The sequence below is a fragment of the Candidatus Dependentiae bacterium genome (assembly GCA_018266175.1).
Taxonomy (GTDB): domain Bacteria; phylum Babelota; class Babeliae; order Babelales; family RVW-14; genus JAFEAY01.
This window is the reverse complement of record JAFEAY010000003.1, coordinates 153,759-168,820: the sequence shown is the minus strand read 5'-3', so window position 1 is coordinate 168,820 and position 15,062 is coordinate 153,759. Positions and strand designations below refer to the sequence as shown.

13 protein-coding genes are annotated in these 15,062 nt (G+C 40.3%); 7 read left to right on the top strand and 6 right to left on the bottom strand.

Going from position 1 to position 15,062, the window contains the following annotated elements:
- Positions 1-62 precede the first annotated feature (62 nt).
- The 3 genes from JST56_00755 to JST56_00745 are packed head-to-tail and all read right to left on the bottom strand — an operon-like array spanning position 63 to position 4,279.
- Positions 63-2,582 (bottom strand): cation-transporting P-type ATPase, encoded by a 2,520-nt coding sequence (locus JST56_00755; protein ID MBS1987504.1) that lies wholly within the window; start codon positions 2,580-2,582, stop codon positions 63-65.
- 23 nt (positions 2,583-2,605) lie between these two features.
- Complete coding sequence (gene pgk, locus JST56_00750) at positions 2,606-3,805, bottom strand: phosphoglycerate kinase (GenBank protein ID MBS1987503.1); 1,200 nt, start codon at positions 3,803-3,805, stop codon at positions 2,606-2,608.
- A 21-nt stretch (positions 3,806-3,826) separates the two neighbouring features.
- Positions 3,827-4,279, bottom strand: a complete 453-nt coding sequence (locus JST56_00745; GenBank protein MBS1987502.1) for a hypothetical protein — start codon at positions 4,277-4,279, stop codon at positions 3,827-3,829.
- A 248-nt stretch (positions 4,280-4,527) separates the two neighbouring features.
- On the opposite strand from JST56_00745, the gene JST56_00740 reads away from it, so the two are divergent.
- The 3 genes from JST56_00740 (at position 4,528) to JST56_00730 (ending at position 6,667) form a co-directional block, all read left to right on the top strand.
- The gene (locus JST56_00740; GenBank protein ID MBS1987501.1) at positions 4,528-5,073 is read left to right on the top strand and encodes a hypothetical protein; all 546 of its coding nucleotides are present in this window, start codon (positions 4,528-4,530) and stop codon (positions 5,071-5,073) included.
- Between the two features lie 162 nt (positions 5,074-5,235).
- Positions 5,236-5,823 carry a hypothetical protein gene (locus JST56_00735; GenBank protein ID MBS1987500.1) on the top strand — a complete coding sequence of 196 codons (588 nt, stop codon included), beginning with the start codon at positions 5,236-5,238 and terminating at the stop codon, positions 5,821-5,823.
- A gap of 202 nt (positions 5,824-6,025) precedes the next feature.
- Positions 6,026-6,667, top strand: coding sequence for a hypothetical protein (locus JST56_00730; protein ID MBS1987499.1), 642 nt, complete (start codon positions 6,026-6,028; stop codon positions 6,665-6,667).
- A gap of 68 nt (positions 6,668-6,735) precedes the next feature.
- Here JST56_00730 and JST56_00725 read toward each other — a convergent pair whose 3' ends face one another.
- From JST56_00725 to JST56_00715, 3 genes are all read right to left on the bottom strand, one after another.
- Positions 6,736-8,028: an ABC transporter permease gene (locus tag JST56_00725; protein MBS1987498.1), complete on the bottom strand. Its 1,293-nt coding sequence runs from the start codon at positions 8,026-8,028 to the stop codon at positions 6,736-6,738.
- Positions 8,029-8,063: 35 nt separating this feature from the next.
- Positions 8,064-9,614, bottom strand: coding sequence for an ATP-binding protein (locus JST56_00720; GenBank protein MBS1987497.1), 1,551 nt, complete (start codon positions 9,612-9,614; stop codon positions 8,064-8,066).
- 82 nt (positions 9,615-9,696) lie between these two features.
- Positions 9,697-10,635, bottom strand: coding sequence for a diguanylate cyclase (locus JST56_00715; GenBank protein MBS1987496.1), 939 nt, complete (start codon positions 10,633-10,635; stop codon positions 9,697-9,699).
- A 168-nt stretch (positions 10,636-10,803) separates the two neighbouring features.
- Between JST56_00715 and JST56_00710 the strand changes: the two genes are divergently transcribed.
- From JST56_00710 to JST56_00695, 4 genes are read left to right on the top strand one after another with little or no spacing between them, the layout of a single operon-like run.
- A complete protein-coding gene (locus JST56_00710; protein ID MBS1987495.1) occupies positions 10,804-11,484 on the top strand; it encodes a hypothetical protein in 681 nt (226 codons plus the stop codon).
- Positions 11,462-11,884 (top strand): RpiB/LacA/LacB family sugar-phosphate isomerase, encoded by a 423-nt coding sequence (locus JST56_00705; protein MBS1987494.1) that lies wholly within the window; start codon positions 11,462-11,464, stop codon positions 11,882-11,884. Before JST56_00710 ends, JST56_00705 begins: the two co-directional genes overlap by 23 nt.
- 28 nt (positions 11,885-11,912) lie before the next feature.
- A complete protein-coding gene (locus JST56_00700; GenBank protein ID MBS1987493.1) occupies positions 11,913-13,895 on the top strand; it encodes a hypothetical protein in 1,983 nt (660 codons plus the stop codon).
- A 14-nt stretch (positions 13,896-13,909) separates the two neighbouring features.
- Complete coding sequence (locus tag JST56_00695; GenBank protein MBS1987492.1) at positions 13,910-15,049, top strand: hypothetical protein; 1,140 nt, start codon at positions 13,910-13,912, stop codon at positions 15,047-15,049.
- Positions 15,050-15,062: the final 13 nt, after the last annotated feature.

The following is a 15,062-nucleotide window of genomic DNA, read 5'->3' as shown; positions in this document are numbered from 1 at the left end:
AACTTGATAATTTAAAGCCATAGGGGAGCATATTTTTTTAATTATTGAGCTTGCGTTAAACATTACGTCGTTTTCTTAAAGAATCGATAAAACATCAACTTAGCGACTTCCATGCCCATGACATAGGCAACCGCTATGCCAAAAGTCCAACGTAGCTGCACAAACGTTGGTGGGACGAAGTGGAAAAAATGAGCACCAAAACTTGTATACGGTAACCACAGTGTCAGGAGCAGCGATGCTGTTGACATGATGATGAGTGGGTTGGATGGTCGAGCTGCGGTGAGCATAAACATTTTTGTTCTGATTGAGTAGAAGAACAATAGCCCAGTAAAAATGCAGTACATAAACCAGTTGGTGCGCAAAATTTCTGGTTCTGCGTGATAAAATCGCGACAAAAACATCAGATCAAAAATCGTGCTAAAAATTCCTAAAAAGACTGCAAGCCATGCCACTTCATGCAAGCGATCGCGTTTGGGACGCTTTAATTCTGCAGCATCGGTATTATCAGTTGCGATTGAAATAAGCGGAAAGTCAGTCAGCAGATTAATAAGCAGAAGCTGAATGGGCAGCATCGGTAGATAATCAATGAGCAGCGAAACAAAGGCGATGGTATAAAAGTTACTAAAATTTGAGGTTACCATGCCCCGCAGATATTTGAACGAATTTTCCATCACGCGTCGCCCTTCGGCGATGCCATCGACAATGGTGTTCAAGCTTTTACGTAACAAGATAATGTCTGCTGCATCTTTAGCAACATCGGTACTGTTGTGTACTGCAATCCCAATATGCGCGGCTTTAAGCGCGGGGGCGTCATTAATTCCTTCACCTAAAAATCCAACATTGTGTGTCTTTTGTAAAATTTCGATGATCTGAAATTTTTGATCAGGTAAGATACGAGCAAATACCGCCGTATTTTCGCATACATTCATTTTATCTTCGTAAGATAATGCATCAAATTGTTGACCGGTTACCACCTCATCAGGTGAATGCACAAGGCCAACCGCTTTGCCAACGGCTGCGGCAACGCCTACCGCATCGCCGGTAATGAGCTTGATTGCAACACCAAGATGCTGTGCCTTGGTAAGTGCCTCAAGAGCTGTTGGTTTTACGGGGTCTTCAAAAGCAATGAGCCCTGCAAGGGAAAAATCTTTTACACCTTCAAGTGATTCTAATTTTGTAACTCCTGGGGCCTGTTTGACCACAAGTCCAATAATGCGCCGGCCAATAACACCTTGGTCTTGTGCCCAGGCATCAGTTTTTTTAAGTAGAGAACTATCTTCTTTTTCGCAGTGTTGTGTCACAAATTCAAGTGCCCCGCGCACAATAATAAGCGTTTGTGTGCTGTCGGTAACAAGTGCTGCGTTATAACGAGCTTTGTGGTCAAAAGGAAGTCGATCAATTATTTTAAAGCTCTTTAATTTTTCTTTCATCTGAGCCGGAAGGTGATTTAAAATTGCAAGATCAAAAGAGTTAATCGACTGTTCATCATTGAGAATATGTTCTTCACAGGTAAGTCCTGCATACAAGAGCGTTGAGCCAGGATCATCGGCGTACACATCCACCACATCGAGTTGATTTTTGGTTATGGTTCCCGTTTTATCGCTGCATAAAATATCGATGCCGCCAAGATCTTCAATCGCAGAGAGTCTTTTAACAACGACATTTTTTTGAGCCATGCGTCGCGCTCCAAATGAGAGCGCAAAGGTGATGACCAGGGGAAGTGCTTCTGGGATAATGCTTACCGAAAGAGCAATTGCAAAAAGTGCGAGTTCAAAAATAGAAATCGGTGTTCCTTTGATCAAGAGATGACCAAAAAAAATACAGCCAATGGTTGCCACAACAAAGAACATAACAAATCGGCTAAAGGTATTTATCTCTTGAGCAAAAATGCTTCGTCTGGTGATTGCAGTGCTGAGGTAAGCAATGCTGCCAAATTGAGTGTTACTTGCTGTTCCAATGACTATAGCTTGCGCGGTGCCACTGGTCATCATGCTGCCGCATAGTCCAATTGTTGCTGGTGAAGTTGTTTGGCCAGTTTCTTCGAGTTCGTGTGTTTTGTGTACGGGGGCCGACTCTCCGGTAAGTGCCGATTCATCAATCCAGACATGCTCGGTTTGTAAAAAACGAACATCAGCCGGGATTGCCCGTCCTGCGGTGAGTATAACAATATCACCCGGCACAAGCGATTCGGTTGGCACGGCAATAACCACACCATTACGCAGAACTTGTGTGTTCGTTGTTAAATATTTTTTGAGCAATGAGATTGTTTTTTCGGCATAAAATTCTTGATAAAAGCCCAGTGTTGCAGAGAGGACAACAAACAGGAGAATGAGTACCGTGTTCCAAGGATCTTGCAAAAAGAATGAAAGAAGTGCTGCGCCCATCAACATATACATGAAGGGCGATTCAAATTGCCGTACAAGAATTTGCCACCACGTAGTTTCTTGGGCTGTAATGGTGTTAAGCCCGTATTTTTTTTGTCGCAGTGCGACCTCTTGGTCAGAAAGTCCCTGTTCTTTTGATGTTGCAAATTCTTGTAACAACTCATGCTCACTTTGTTGTGCGCGCATTTCTAGTTTCATACGATTACTCCCCATGTATATTTTTATGCTAAAAGGGCTTTAAGACCCGGTAAATCTTCTTCCGGATTTTGAGCAGCTAAGTACGCCAGTGTGGCGCCCCCGCCTGTTGAAAGATAATCCATTTGATCCGTAAGTCCGTACTGAAATGTTGCAGCTACGGCATCGCCACCACCGATAACGGTGTAGGCGGGTGATGATGCAATAGCGTTAAAAACAGCGTGAGTGCCGCCGGTGTATGCTGCTTCTTCGTAGATTCCCATGGTGCCATTTGCAAAGATAGTACCTGCTTGTGCAACCAGTTCACTAAAGTGAGTAATTGTTTGTGGACCGATATCGGCACACAGTGCCTGCGCTGGCACTTGGTCTATGGTGCAGATGCGAGCAGGTGTGCTGATAGCATTGTTAACAACTAAAAAATCGCTTGGTAATGCAAGTGTGATCTCAAATTCTTGTGCAAGCTTAAGTGCTTTTTTTGCATGAACAAGAGCGTCGGTTGTTGAGTTTGCAGGTGGATGCATTTTTCCTTGTGCTGCTAAAAGCATTTGTCCAACAAGGCCACCTGCAATAAGCACTGCAATGCGGCGTTTTTTCTCTTGACGAGCACATTGTTCGATCATGCCAATTTTATCTTCAAGTTTGCTTCCCCCCAGCACCATGACAAAGGGTTGTTCGGGTTTTTCTCGAATATTCGCAAGCTCATGCATCTCTTTTTCAACCAAAAGCCCGCAGGCTCGGCGTTGGGGGTAAAACTGTTCGGCGAGCAGCGTGAGTGAGGTGTCGGCTCGATGAATAACGCCAAATGCATCGTTGATATACAGATCTCCCAGGCGCGCTAGAAGCTGAGCAAAATTGATATTGACGTGCTTTTCGCCACTAAAAAATCGGAGATTTTCGACAAGTAAAATATGGCTGTGATGTGTGTGCGTTTTGGCAATTGCTTGCATTAAATCAATTTCGTAATCAACTTTGTATCCTTGTTTTTCAAGCCAAGGGACGACAATGCGCGTTGAGAGGTTTTCATCAAATTTATTATCCTTTGGTCGTCCTAAGTGTGTAAGTAAAATAACTTTACCGCCGTGTTCTTGAATGTAATTAATAGTAGGAAGAGTTGCTTTAAGACGGTAGTCATGAACAAATTGTTTATTTTTAATGGGCGCATTTAAGTCAGCACGCAGGAGAACCCGCTTGCCTTTGAGCGAGAGCGATTTAATGAATGGAATCATAGAAAGTACTCTTTCATTAATTTATTTTTTAGTCATTTGAGCAACAACGCGAAAAATTAATCCGAGTATATTAAAGAATCTACGTTTTTTATCTTTTTTCGTTTGAGAGCTCATGATGTCACATGCTTGGCTGAGGCCATCAAAGAGCAGGTCTGTTTGGAATTTTTTGGTTTCTAGGTCATGAATAATATCAGCTACTTGGTCATTATTATTTGAAATGGAGGGATTTTTGAATTGTGCATACGCATAGTTAAGAAGGTCTTGCTGGGTCAGCTTATTATCGCTAACGTTCGTTTTATTATTTCTTTGAGCGTGATTCCTTTGGCGGCGTATTTTTTTTAGATTATTTTTTTGATTACCATATGTAATCATTTTCTGGAGCATCTGTACGTGTGCGTCGATGTTGTTATTGGATAATGCAATGGTTGGTGAAAGACTCAGCAAGAGCGAGATAGTAACTATTGATAAAAGCATTAAGCAGCCCCCTGCGCAAGTAATGTTATTGTTATCTAATAACATTGTTTTATATCTTAAATGGGTAAAGCATGTAAATGAATTGAATGATTCTAATAAGTTATGCCCGCCTTGAAATAGGGTTATTAGGCGAATATTTATTGCTTGAAATTTTATAGAGGTCATGCTAATTTGTGCCAGCTTTTACTGTGTTAAAAGTTTAATAACCTTGTTAAAACCGTAATAAACTATCTAATATGAGGAATTCTATGAACATTGTTTTTGGTCTTATGATGCTATTGTCTCTTGCGCCTTTTGGGTTTCTGAGTGGAAATGATGATGTGGTGGCTCCTGAGTATTACGCTACGGGTACACTTGGAGTGAAGAAATGTACTGAAGTACTCAAGCTTTTGAGTAAGCTACGTGCCCTTGGTGCAGATCAAGAATGCAACCAAGAAGAGTATCTATCAATAAAGCGTGCGCTTAAACAGCATGGAATTGATGTTGCTGTTGTTGAAGCAATGTTTAAAATTGATGCGCTTGTTATTAAGACTGAAGATCATGGAATTTTTCTGGTAGAAAAAAAATACGACGCAACATTGCAAGATTATTACATTAAAGGTAACAAGGTTCTTGTTTTACCGGTTAAGGCTGGTGAAATTAGTGATATGTTTGTGGATTTAAAATATTGCTATGAGCAGGAAACGATTCTTAAAAGAGAACAAGATAAACTTGCTGAGCTCACAAAACAATGTCAGATACTTGAGCGTATTAGTAAAGCTCTTGAAGATCAACTTACAGGCTATTCAGCTTAATTAACGACATTATTGAGTTATTTGACTTATTATAGTGGGTCAATGTTTCAAATTGAAACATTGACCCACTACCCCATTTGACTATGCTCTTTTCATTGATTATTCTAATAGATAATAATATTTATTGGAAATTTGGTTTATATGGAAGATATGGGGGTTATCATGGTTAAATTATTTTCACGTACGTTATTATTACTCGGCGTTATTGGACTTGGGATGCAAGAGGGAAAACTCTTTGGAATGCAACAGAATTTGAGGCAACGAGGCGCTGCAGCTGAGCAACAAGTACCGGTTATTTTGAATGAACAGGAACAAAGAGCAGCTCGAATAGCTGAACTTGAGGCCACCATAAAACTTGATGGCCTTCTCAAAAAATCTAAAGAAATTGATAAAGATAAGCGAGATGAAGAAGTTCAAGCTCGAGCAAAAATTTTCAAAGGCCTTCTCTATGGTCTTTTAGTGCCCGGTGCCGCGTTGATTAATTATAACATGGGTAACTTTGGGGTTAATCAGTGTGCAGGTATTTTTATGCTGGTTGTTCTGTCGTATTACGGTGTTATACAGGCTTTTCTTGTATGCCTGAGCGAAGGTGTTCAACACATTAAGCAAATACCCGTTCGTAGGGCAATTAATTACATTCGTCATCGTGGTGCGAATGTAGCACCGGTGGTAGCTGATAATGTAGAACCGGTGGTAGCTGATCCTTTTGGGGCTGCATTTGATTCAGACTCAGATTCAGATTTAGACTAATTTTATAAATTCAGATTGAGTAAATTAATAAATTTCGCCACAAGGCACAATGTCGCCTTGTGGCGTTTTTATTTCTTATTATTTACTGGTAAGCTTAAAATAACAAGTTTATTAAGACAGCTTTGATTGTTAAGAGCTGATGATTACTCAACGTATCTCATAGACAAAGTGGATGTTATTCTTAAAAACCGTGGGGGTTTATATGAAGAATTTTATTAAAATTATGCTTGTAATAGTTATTGCAGGTTTCGGGCTTACCGTTCAGGGTAAAGACCAAGCTCATCCTCATGCATTGGTTGTTATGCCAGAGCAAGATGTCGTTGCTCAAGCGGTTGAAACTGCTTTGAAAGACAAGGCAATTGAAGCTGCACTCAAAAAATTGATAAATCAAAATGGTCAGCCGCAAGCTGAAGATGCATTAAAAAATAGAATTGCGCTTCAAACTATTCAAGCAAATGAAGGAATACTTAAAGCACTTGAAAGCATTGCTAAGAAGTTTGCACCTAAAAAGAAAAAAGATCCAACTGCAATGGGGATCATTAAAGATTACGTTGTCAGCCCAGTTTGGGAGACGGTATTAAAACCATTTTGTCCATTTGTAAAAGCATACGTTGTTCTTGTTGTTGCGGCAGCAATTATTACTGAAGCTGTACCAGGTGGCTATGATGCTGCACAGGTGACAAGTCTTGCGGTATATGTTCCGTACAGCATGATCACTACACTTATGGAAATTGCATATAACGGCTTTAGCGAAAGCGCATCAGCTGATATGAATCAGTCCATAGTTAATATACTTGCTTGGACTGGTAAGCGCTTACTTGGAACGGTTGTTCCTGGTATATAATCTGACATTTCAATGTGCATAAACGTTGAATGCATGGGGGCCGTACACAATTTGTGTACGGCCCTTTTTTATTGATGTCGCAACACTTGTGCAATGTTAATGCGCTGTGCACGTTGCGCAGGAAACCATGTGGCGCAAAAGCCAAGCAGCATGGTTGCAATAAAGACAACAATGAAAATTTCCCCATCAATTCGTGCCGGTAGGTATGAAACGTAATAGACGTCGGGCAGTTCAATGTAGGGGTAATGTTCCAAAATGTACCCTGCAATGAAAGCAAGTAGGAGTCCGCAGGTTGATGCGAGTAGGGTGATGAGCAGCCCAAGGCGCAGGAAGATGCCACGAATTTTACGTTGAGAAAGCCCCATGACTTTCAAGATAGCAATGTCACGCTGTTTTTGTTGAATTTGCATAAAAAGTAATGAAATCATATTCATGCTGGCGACCAGTGTGATGAGCGCTAGGATAAAAAACATGACATATTTTTCAAGCTTGAGTGATGAAACAAGTGCTGGATACAGGTCCTTCCATGAATTGATAGTCAGGTGTGGGAGTCTTGTTTTGAGTTCCTGAATAGCCTGTTGTTCGTGGTTAATCGGGAGAAAAATATTTTTTATTTTTGACCAAATGGTTTGTTCATTCGTTTTTAGTTTAATCGTTATGGCATCAACACCTTGTTCGTCAAAGGTTTTTCCAAGCCAAGACAGAGAGGCAAACGCTAGATTGTTATCATACTCTTCCAGGCCAACTTTAAAAATTCCACCAATTATTACTTTCTTTTTACTCAGTGCAATACGTCGTTTGCCGGTTGGCTCTGGGATGAGGACATCGATGCTCTGACCAACTTTGAGCCGATGCTCCTGCGCCATTTTATAACCAATTAAAATACTGTTTTCTCTTAAAACTTGAGCAAGTGCTGGTGATGTCGTTTTATCTAAAATTATGCTTTGCGTAGCTGTTTGAATAATTTTTTCTCTAAGCGATGTAACGCTCGATTCTTGCTCAGGATCAATTCCTTTGACTAAAAGAACCGTTTGTTGTTTGTTGTGATCAATAATTACTTGTTTAAGCGTTGTTCCACTGATGCCTGCTAAAAGGTCTGGGTATTCATGGAGCAGTGTCTTTTGAATATCGGTGTAGTTGAGCTGATTTCCAGGACTTGAAATAATGATTTGTGCATTAATGCCTTGCATTTTTTCATGAATTACTTTTTCAAATCCGTTGGTGATAATGAGCGTGAGCATGAGTGCAAAGGTTCCAATGCTGATTCCTAAAAAGCAGATTTTAGTCATAAAAGAGATGTTTGAATCTTTTTCTTGTGCAAAAAGATATTGGAATACTAAAAGATTTTGAATTGAAGGCATAAAGAGATCCTCGTCTTTATTTTCTCTATAAAATATTATGAAATAGAATCAACAAGCCACTCCGTAATGTTGCGCTCGTGCATGCTAAATTCTACTCCAACCAGGACAATATTTTTGCCGTTGTTTAAAAAGCGTTGGTAGTATTTTTTATCTTTAATCTGGTTCATCGCTTCTTGTGCATTTCCACGGAGCTTAAATTCAAAAATAATAATTTGTTTATCGGTTTTAATGACTGCGTCAATAATTCCTATATTTGTTGAAAGTTCAACATCCATGTCAATCCCTACCAGTAAGCACAGGAGGTAAATAATACTTTGATAATATTTTTCACGATCTTCAACCTGAATATCAATCGGAATAGAGGCAAACATAGGTATTAATTGTTGAAAAAAACTATCAAAACTGAGCTCTTTAAGTGCTGCTCGCAGTGTGATTCCTAACGTGCGAATGCTGGTTGACTCTTTGTTAAAAGTTCCAGCAAGACTCCAAAGTGAGTAGCTTCTTGAGACTTCTTGGTTGGGAAAATCGAGCATATAACCATCCTGGTCTTCACCAGTAAGCGTTAAATAACCGGTCTGCACAAGCACCGGCACAAAGGGGAGTTGATTCAAATGAACAATCACAAGGTCATCGCTTTTAACACGCAGATTTTTGTCGATCTGTGGTACTGGATTTTGATTTTTAAACATCGTTACTAGAAAGTTTGGTGTGCCAGTTTTTATCCAAAAATTTTCATAAGTTTGTTGGTCAAGTGCGCATAATACCGAAAAAGGGTTGAATACTTTTGTCATTCCCCATTTAAAAGAATAGCCGTTGTACCAGATTTCAAATTCTTGAATAATTTGATCAATTGTTGAATTGCGAACATGTGCCATGTGAGCGATATGTTCTTGAAAATAACGCGTGAGTTCATCTTTTGTATATCCACAGAGTGTTGCTGCTTTTGCGTGTGTTGATAAATCATTGAGATTGTTAAGGCCTGAAAAGATGCTTGTTTGAGTAAATTTACTTACACCGGTAATAAAGAGAAAATAGAGGTATTGATCAAGATCTTTAAATACCTGGTAGAAGTTGCGCAGTGCAATACGAGTTGCTTCTGCAAGTGCTGGTTCATTGAGATGATCAATGATTGGCTTATCGTATTCATCAATTAAAATTACAACGGGTCCGTATTTTAAAGAGAGCGACTCAACCAAGCTTGTGAGCAATAAGGCCGAGTTTTTTGTTTCTGGAGCAATAATCTGATGGTCAGCAAATTTTTTCCTGAGTACAAACGTAAGCGATTCTTCAAACTCTTCAATGGTTTTATGCGGAATGCTGGAAAAACTAAAGTGAAGAACCGGTCGAACAGCCCAGTCGTAATTGAGCTTGCTTATTGCAAGGCCTTCGAAGAGCTCGCGTTTCCCTTCAAAGATAGATTGTATAGTTGAAATGAGCAGTGATTTGCCGAATCGACGAGGGCGTGCGAGAAAATAAGCTTTACCTTGAGTTATAATGTTATAAATTACTTCTGTTTTATCAACATAAACATAATTTTTGAGTATTAACTCGGCAAATGTTTGAATACCAATAGGTAAATTTTTCATCGCATTTCCTCTCGAAACGATCGGTTCTTAACGCTACACCAGCTCAGTGTAGCACAAGCTTTCAGAATCGAATAAGGTTGGGTCATTTTGTGCGACGGTCTTTTACATAATTACTACGTATAACGCCGTCGGGCTTGTTCTTTGCATATCGCTTAAGTTCAGCAATAATCTGCGCAACGTGTGCAGTTGAACTCAGTGTGCGCGTTGCATTGGAAACAAGGACGCATGAAAGCGTGATAAGTGGAAACTCTTGAACATCGCCTTGGCGATTGAACGTGACAATTTTTTTTTGTGTTCGATCGTGCTCGTTGTAAAAACTGGGTGCCAGCTGATCAAATTGTACGCAAACCTTTTGTGCAATCAATTCTGCTTTATCAGGCGTTGAGATAATTGCAAAATCGTCTCCTCCTACATGGCCAACAAAATCCGTTGGGTTGCCCAATGTTTGCGTTGTGTTCACGAGTATGTGAGCAAGTGCAAGTAAGAGTTGGTCTCCTTGTGCAAAGCCGTATACGTCGTTGTAGGCCTTAAAGTGATCAAGATCAGCATAAACCATTGCAAAGGACTGACTGAGGCGATTGGTAATTGTGGTGGTGACCAGTTCGTTTCCAGGAAGTTTAGTTAAGGGATTTGTATTTTGGTTGCGAAGTGATCGAGTGGTATTGATGCTCATACGCATCTGGAGTGCTTGAGCGACAAGGGGTTTTTGTATGAAATCGTCGATTCCGGATTGTACAATTTGATGCATTGTTTCAGGACATAATGTCGATAAAATTGCGATTATTGGAATCGAGTAGGTTTTGAAATGTGCTTTGAGCGTACAAATTTCAAGCAAGATTTTCTCAGTGTATTCGATGATAACGCAAGAAATAGTGGGGAGCTCTATAATCAGCGCCAGCAAATTTGCCGCTTTATCGAGTGCTATAATTTGGTAATCGTCCCCAAGGGCTTGAGTGACTTCTTGGTGCACACAGCTTTGCCCAACAACTAAAACATTGTTCTTTAAAAGATTACTTTTCATGACCGGTTGCTTTTGTGCAAGATTGTTTTAAGATTTAAATTATTTGTATACATTTTCCAGCTGATCCGGTTACTCTTTGAAGCGCTACTACACACAATCGTAATGATGATATACAATATCTTAACGCAGTTTTCAATAAGAGCTCAGATAATATTGAAAGATATACACATGTATCACTATGCTCACGTTTTAATTTTTTCATTAGTTTTGGTATTTTTTCCAGGATGTGTTAAATATCACAAGATCTTTAAAAGTGAATTTCCACAAGGAGTAGAAGTACACGAGCCTTCTGCTATAGCAGGCGCTCATCTTCGTTCATGCGCGCTGTATGATCAATTTCAAACGCTTGCACTCTTTGATGTTGTTTGGTTTTCCGACAAGCTCAAGTCAACGTATGTTGATATGGTTTGTAGGCGCCATGGAAAAGACAATGAAGCACGTGATGCTCTTTTAAGACGCCAGCTGGAAGAAAATAAGCATTGGGTAACCTTTGCCCTTTTGGCTGATATTCGTGATAAGACTCATGTTGCAATGAGCGAAAAAGATTCTGCATGGAGTTTGTATCTTCAGATGCCTGATGGCGAAAAGGTTCAACCGGTAAGTATCAAAGAAGTTGAGCTTGAGCCCGAGTATCAAATTTTCTTTGGGCATCGTTTTAATATGTTTAAAAAAGCTTACCTTGTTAAGTTTCCTGCTAAACCACTTGATGGTAAAGCTTATTTAGATCGTGGTAAATCATTTAAAATGACCATTGCTTCTACCAAAAAAACTGCAACCATGGAATGGTCGCTTGATCTTAAAAAATCTGAAGAAGAAGTGGAACACCATGAAGATTTCTATTGGGTCTGATCACCGTGGATATGTTTTGAAAAATGACATCATAAAGCATTTTTCTCAATATCAGTGGCTTGATGTTGGTGCGCATGATCGTGAGCGTTCAGACTTTCCAATCTATACAAAAAAAGTTTGCCTAGATGTTTTGCAGGGGGTTGCGCAGATAGGTATCTTTGTATGTGGCTCTGGAGTTGGTCCTTCGATTGCGGCAAATCGGCATAAAGGTATTTATGCAGCATTGTGTTGGAATGAAGAGGTTGCACGAAGTGCGCGAGAAAAAAATGGCTCAAACCTCCTTCTTTTGCCTGCTGATTATCTCTCTTCTCATCAAACTTTTTCTATCATCGAGTCATGGCTTGGAGCAACGTTTCAGGGAGGGCGTTATCAGGAACGGCTTGACATGATTGACCAATAAAATTATGTAAAAAACGGCAAGGAGAGAGATGGAGAAAAGGGTGGAGTGTGTTGTTTTCAGAAAAGTAACAGCGCTATCAATATTATTTCTTTTAATTCACAGCGTCAGTATTGCTCAAGAATATTCAGGAGAATTGCTTGCCTGTGAACCCCCTATTCAAGAATCAGCTGAATCAATCATGATGCGTGAGCACTTGATTCGCAGTCAATTACCTCGATTGCACCAAGAACGTGCACAATTTTTCAAAAAACATCCAATAAAATCTCGTTCAACACATCACGTGCGTAACCGTGATCAAGAAGTTCTCGCACCTGCACGCCAAGGCATTGGCGTGGGCTTGGAAGTCGATGATTCAATCCATGCTTCGACGCGAGCAATTGCTCCGGTGGTTGGCGTTAATTTTAAAGCTATACGATTTTCCAATGTAGGATTTTTTCCTCCCGATAGCATGGGTGCAATTGGACCAACGCAATTCACCATGGCAATTAACGGCAGAATCAAGAGCTTTAGTAAAATAACTGGATCTGCAGATGGTGGCATCAATGCAGACTTAGACATTTTTTTTAATCCTGTGCGCGGCAGTGCTTTTACCAGTGACCCTCGTATCAGGTATGATCGTCTATCAGATCGTTGGATTGTGATAGCCATCACGGTTCCCGATTTTGGAGCCAATAAGCTGCTCATCGCAGTAAGCGATAGTGGTACGCTTTCCCTTGGAACTACCTGGACTTTTTTTTCGGTAGGAATGGGTGGAGATATTTTTCTTGATTACCCAACACTTGGGATCGATGAAAATGCTTTGTACGTTGGTGGTGCAACATTTAGTGATTACAATAGCAGTAGGGTTTTAGTTATTCGCAAAAGCTCAATTTTGGGTTTGGGATCGGCTTTTGTTACCGCATTCAATAATTTAATTACTCCTGCGGGTGAGGGGATGTATGTTCCCCAGGGGGTCGATAATTTTGATTCAACACCAACATACGGTTTTTTTATTGGGGTTGATAATCTTCGATTCGGTAGTCTTGTTATGCGTCGAGTTTCCAATCCCGCCGGGTCTCCAACGCTTTCGGGGAATATACGATTTGCCGTTCCTGCGACTCAGTATCCATTGCGCGTGCAGCATTATGGAAATGGACGCGGCTTTGCGGGGCGTTTGGATGGAATTGATGATCGATTGATGATGGCACAGATTCGAGATGGCTCATTGTGGACGACTCATAATATTGCGGTTAACAACAAGGGGGCTGCAGTTGGTTCATTGACTCGCAATGGCTCCCGCTGGTATGAAATAGATAATCTAACGGGTACTCCTCATTTGGTTCAAGTGGGAACTTTATCGCATCGAACCCTAAAAAATAACACATTACAGCCATCATATTGGATGCCATCACTTATGGTTTCAGGTCAAGGAACTATGGCATTAGGTTGCAGTTCTGCTGGGGCAAATAATCGTATTAATGCAGCGGTTGCTCGTCGCTTTGTTACCGATGGGCCTGGGGTGTTGAGTTCGCCCACTTTTTTTACCTTAAGTGCTGGTACTTATAATCCTCCCGGAGATCCTGGAAGTAATAGCGGCGCTCGACGATGGGGTGATTATTCATACACCAGTGTTGATCCATGTGATGATATGACTTTTTGGACGATTCAAGAATACTGTGATACCAGAAATTCATGGGCGGTTCGTGTTGCACAAATCAAAGCCCCACCTCCTGCAACCATTGCATCGCTTAATACATCTTCAGTTGCTCAAGGGCAAAACAATGTATCAATTCAGATTAATGGTCTAAGCCAAGACAATTCTGGTTTTTTTGATCCAGGTGATGAGTTTAATTGTCGCTTAGATGTTTCAATTTCTGGTGGAGTTACGGTAACTGAAATTGAATATATAAATCCAACAACAATTGTGATTGAAATTTCAACGGTTGGAACGCCACCTGGAAGCAAAAATCTGACGGTTACGAATCCAGATGGACAAAGCACAACTCGTTTGAATGCACTGACCGTAACATAACCGCAAAGGGTAGAATGAAGATTTTATTACTGAGCATTGTAGTCACTTTTTTTGCAACTCAACAAGCTTTGAGTAAGGGCTTACCGGATGATATTTCTTTTGGTGTTGCCGATATGAAATATGATGGTAAGCAGGTAAAAATTTGTGAATTTGGAGACGGTGCATTTTCAGCATTTGTTGGCTATGATCTTTTGTGTGGTCCAGGTGAAATGTGGGAAAAATTTTGGACTTATCTCAGAGGCTTTGATGCACCTATTTGGCTTATTGACCCGGCTTCTGATCATGATAGCTTAGCGGTTAAAGGGATAGATACTTTTAGGTCTCTGAATGGGCATCTTGTTTCAAATTTGGCTCAACTTAAAAAAAATGTAACTCGTGGGCAAAAAGGGGCTTTGAGAAAACGGTGGCAAGCTAGCCGATATAGGGCGATTATTTTTAGCATGTGGCGTCATAAAATGCCGGTTGTTTCTCCTCGAGCAATTCTTAAAACATTTCCCTTGTCGTTGTGTGTTGGAAAATTTACGCGAAAACAGATGAGCAATAAGCTGCTATCGAATAAGCTATTTAATGAACCGTGGATGCGTCAATTTCGTCCTGCATGTAAAGTTTGTCCCAAAAAATATACACCAATGCTTGCTCAATCAATTATTGAAGAATTAAAAGCCGACATGTTTGTGATTAAGCCGGAGAATTCAACATTAAGTCAGGGGGTTATTGCCGTTATGCGCGATGACTTAGATGCAACGCTTCGTTTAATCTTGAAAAAACCAGAACAACTCAAAGATGAATCTATTGAGCCAGCCTACAAATATTGGGCTCATGACAAGAATGATATTTTTCTCGTGGAAGCATATGCTCCTTCTAAAATTATCCAGGCTGAGGGCAAATCGTTTGATGCAACATTACGTATTGCATTTTGTTTGCATTATAGTGATGGGAAGCCATCGGTTACTATTTTAGATGGGTTTTGGAAGTTTCCAGCAAAATCGCTTGAAGATGAAGGGTCGCTTATCGATAAGCATATCTCTAATGTCTATATTGGCAGCGGTGTACGGTCGGCAAAAGTTGATCCAGCGGATATGGCTCATATTAGAAAAATTATGCCTCAACTTCTTAAAAAGGTTTATACCAATATTTTAGAAATGCAGAATTAAAAAAGTTGTATTG

Excerpts from the sequence above, each read along its gene's own strand:
- JST56_00740 (MBS1987501.1), top strand. The coding sequence starts at position 4,528 with ATGAACATTGTTTTTGGTCTTATGATGCTATTGTCTCTTGCGCCTTTT.
- JST56_00725 (MBS1987498.1), bottom strand. The coding sequence starts at position 8,028 with ATGCCTTCAATTCAAAATCTTTTAGTATTCCAATATCTTTTTGCACAA.
- JST56_00700 (MBS1987493.1), top strand. The coding sequence starts at position 11,913 with ATGGAGAAAAGGGTGGAGTGTGTTGTTTTCAGAAAAGTAACAGCGCTA.
- JST56_00715 (MBS1987496.1), bottom strand. The coding sequence starts at position 10,635 with ATGAAAAGTAATCTTTTAAAGAACAATGTTTTAGTTGTTGGGCAAAGC.
- JST56_00735 (MBS1987500.1), top strand. The coding sequence starts at position 5,236 with ATGGTTAAATTATTTTCACGTACGTTATTATTACTCGGCGTTATTGGA.
- JST56_00695 (MBS1987492.1), top strand. The coding sequence starts at position 13,910 with ATGAAGATTTTATTACTGAGCATTGTAGTCACTTTTTTTGCAACTCAA.
- JST56_00755 (MBS1987504.1), bottom strand. The coding sequence starts at position 2,582 with ATGAAACTAGAAATGCGCGCACAACAAAGTGAGCATGAGTTGTTACAA.
- JST56_00745 (MBS1987502.1), bottom strand. The coding sequence starts at position 4,279 with ATGCTTTTATCAATAGTTACTATCTCGCTCTTGCTGAGTCTTTCACCA.
- JST56_00710 (MBS1987495.1), top strand. The coding sequence starts at position 10,804 with ATGTATCACTATGCTCACGTTTTAATTTTTTCATTAGTTTTGGTATTT.
- JST56_00720 (MBS1987497.1), bottom strand. The coding sequence starts at position 9,614 with ATGAAAAATTTACCTATTGGTATTCAAACATTTGCCGAGTTAATACTC.
- JST56_00730 (MBS1987499.1), top strand. The coding sequence starts at position 6,026 with ATGAAGAATTTTATTAAAATTATGCTTGTAATAGTTATTGCAGGTTTC.
- JST56_00705 (MBS1987494.1), top strand. The coding sequence starts at position 11,462 with ATGAAGATTTCTATTGGGTCTGATCACCGTGGATATGTTTTGAAAAAT.
- pgk (MBS1987503.1), bottom strand. The coding sequence starts at position 3,805 with ATGATTCCATTCATTAAATCGCTCTCGCTCAAAGGCAAGCGGGTTCTC.